Raw genomic sequence first — 2,448 nt, 5'->3', positions numbered from 1 at the left:
GGAGATGTTTTAGAAAACAGAAAAAAGATCTTGATAGATGCATTTATGAAGAATCCAAAACGGTTCAGAGGTAAAAAACCAAAAGTGAAAAACCTGCCAAAATCGGTTTGGATCAATAAACCAAATAATGTCTAAAATTAAGAAAAAAAAGAATGTTAAAAATAAACTCGAAAAGTGTCCAAATGTGCTTGACACATTCCGATTTTAGATAGTAGATCTTTAAAAAGCTATAGAGTGTCGAGTATTAGTTTAAGTCTGATACAGTTTACCAGATTTCAGCAAAGCAAAAGCTAGTCTTATAAATTTTCTGGCAGTCAAAACTAATGCTCTTTTGTGCTTGTGCGTAAGAGCCTCCTTATATTTCATATCGTAAAATTTACGATATTCCGAGTTGTGATTTTTCAGAGAGTTTGCAGCTTGCACCAAATAATAACGCAGATATTTGTTTGAGCTTCTGAAGAATGGAGTTTCATCTGCTTGATAATCAGCAGTTTGAAATTTTCTCCAGGCAAGACCTGCAAATTTAGCCAGTTTAGCATCATTCGCGAAACGGTTAATATTACCGATTTCAGCGATAATATCAGCCGAATAAACCGGTCCGATACCTGGCACAGACTGCAAAGTATTTGGAAAAGCCTTCAGTTCATCAGAGATTGCTTTATTAACTTCCTTCAATGATTTTTTCATCACTGCGATATTCTTCAAAGTCATCGCCAAGACCAAGTTGACAGACTTTGCCAGTTCCGGTCTGATCCTGTAAGACTTTCTCGCCATTGCTTTGACCTTCTGCACAACTTCCTCCGGATTCGAAAACCTGTTTTTACCTTTTTTGATAATGAATTCAGTAAGTGTTTACACATCGGTGTTGGCAATTTCATCAGCAGTGAGAAAATCTTCCAGTATTGCCTGGGAAGTTGCTCCGAATTCATTTGAGAATGTTTTCTGCTGCTTGAAAGCACTGAACTTCAGGAAGATCAAAGAGAAAAGATAATTCTTTTCACGACTGATGTTTTGAACAATGTGAAAGCGAAATCTTGTCAGTCTCTGCAGCGGTAGATGTTTCTGGTTTGGTAAATAAGGTTGTGGTAATCTTCCGAAGCGAAGTCTGTCATCAATGACGAAGGCATCTTTGAGATCAGTTTTGTCAGTATCGGGGTAGTTTTTTTTGAAACCTCTGATCAATTTTGGATTAATCTGAAAAACTAGCGTGTTAAAGATTGAGAGGTTCTTATCAGCACTCATTTCATTAAGGAAGTGAAAGGAATATTGAGCAGTTGCTTCACATCCTATTTTGATTTCGTTAAGGTTGTGTTTTTTGCAGAGAGCAGTGATTTTTTCGTAAAGAGTTTGTGTTCCTTCGATGGAGTTTGGCAGTGAGAAGATTTTTTCTAACTTCTCTCCATTATCGTTAAGAAAACAAATAACGATCTTTTTTGCATCGATGTCGGCACCGACAAAGAGATTGTTGCTCATAATGAACCTCCAAACATTGTTAGGGGATCTTTGGAGACAAGTGCATACATCCTCGCGAATGAGAACTAATCCCGATAATTATCGGGACTGAACAAAATAGGGTTAGAATTCAGCACCTTGCTCAAAGACCAAACAAACTTAATAAGAAGTATCCCGCTATTGCGAGATATTCAAGGAGAAAGAGAACAAGCTTTCTAACTAGTGATATGTTAGCAAAGATCCCCTTTAAATGTCAATATCGAAAAAATTTTCGAAATCACTCAAAAGGGCTTTCACTACGCTCAAGCCTGTTTTCTTCACTTGAAAATGTTCTAGTGATTTCAGTTGAAAAGTTACCAGTTGAAATCAAAAAAAGTGGAGGAAAAATGAGTTTAGAAAAAGTAAAAAATCCAGCAACTTTGAGGAGTGAATCTCGTTGGATGAATACTCTCGGTGATGAAGATGAAATGTTGGGAACGGAAGGAGTCCGTAGGACGACTGGAGTTCCCAACATTTCATCGAAAAATTTTATAACGGATAAAAATATCCTATTCACTTTTTATCATTCTTCATCAACCGTATTCTGTAATAAAAATAATTTTACAGGAGTGTTATGGGAGGATGATCAGTATGCATAAGAAACAGGAAATTATTATCCGCAGTAATCGTAATGGGGAAAGCATCAGCCGTATATCGCGGGAAACCGGTGTTTGTCGCAAAACAGTGAGAGAGTATATTCGGGTTTATTCGGAGGAGAAAAAGCGGTTGCGGGAAGAGTGTGGTTTCGATGAAAAAGAACTCATCGAAGAAATTGTCAAAGCACCGAAATATGACAGTTCAAATCGAAAAAAGAGAAAGATCACAGATGAAATAGTTTGAAGTGGATTACTTTGTTAGGACAAAAAATCCCTTTGTTTAAGGTGAGTTTTTTTCATAAACATACATTTAACTTTTCGAAAGAAGAGAAAAGAAAATAAATTCCGATTCCCTTCCTTC

General features: G+C 36.6%; 4 protein-coding genes. 2 read left to right on the top strand and 2 right to left on the bottom strand.

What is annotated here, in order from left to right:
* Positions 1-249 precede the first annotated feature (249 nt).
* Positions 250-792: an IS110 family transposase gene (locus ENL20_04505; GenBank protein HHE37816.1), complete on the bottom strand. Its 543-nt coding sequence runs from the start codon at positions 790-792 to the stop codon at positions 250-252.
* Positions 793-852: 60 nt separating this feature from the next.
* Positions 853-1,473 (bottom strand): hypothetical protein, encoded by a 621-nt coding sequence (locus ENL20_04500; GenBank protein ID HHE37815.1) that lies wholly within the window; start codon positions 1,471-1,473, stop codon positions 853-855.
* A gap of 365 nt (positions 1,474-1,838) precedes the next feature.
* Between ENL20_04500 and ENL20_04495 the strand changes: the two genes are divergently transcribed.
* Both ENL20_04495 and ENL20_04490 read left to right on the top strand, forming a co-directional pair.
* Positions 1,839-2,090, top strand: a complete 252-nt coding sequence (locus ENL20_04495) for a hypothetical protein (protein ID HHE37814.1) — start codon at positions 1,839-1,841, stop codon at positions 2,088-2,090.
* Positions 2,083-2,331 (top strand): hypothetical protein, encoded by a 249-nt coding sequence (locus ENL20_04490; GenBank protein HHE37813.1) that lies wholly within the window; start codon positions 2,083-2,085, stop codon positions 2,329-2,331. The genes ENL20_04495 and ENL20_04490 overlap by 8 nt, the downstream gene beginning before the upstream one ends.
* Positions 2,332-2,448: the final 117 nt, after the last annotated feature.

It is taken from the genome of Candidatus Cloacimonadota bacterium (assembly GCA_011372345.1).
Taxonomy (GTDB): Bacteria; Cloacimonadota; Cloacimonadia; order Cloacimonadales; family TCS61; genus DRTC01.
This window is presented reverse-complemented; position numbering and strand designations above follow the sequence as displayed.

Bases quoted from the DNA above. Each gene is read 5' to 3' on its own strand.
- ENL20_04490 (HHE37813.1), top strand. From the start codon at position 2,083: ATGCATAAGAAACAGGAAATTATTATCCGCAGTAATCGTAATGGGGAA.
- ENL20_04495 (HHE37814.1), top strand. From the start codon at position 1,839: ATGAGTTTAGAAAAAGTAAAAAATCCAGCAACTTTGAGGAGTGAATCT.
- ENL20_04500 (HHE37815.1), bottom strand. From the start codon at position 1,473: ATGAGCAACAATCTCTTTGTCGGTGCCGACATCGATGCAAAAAAGATC.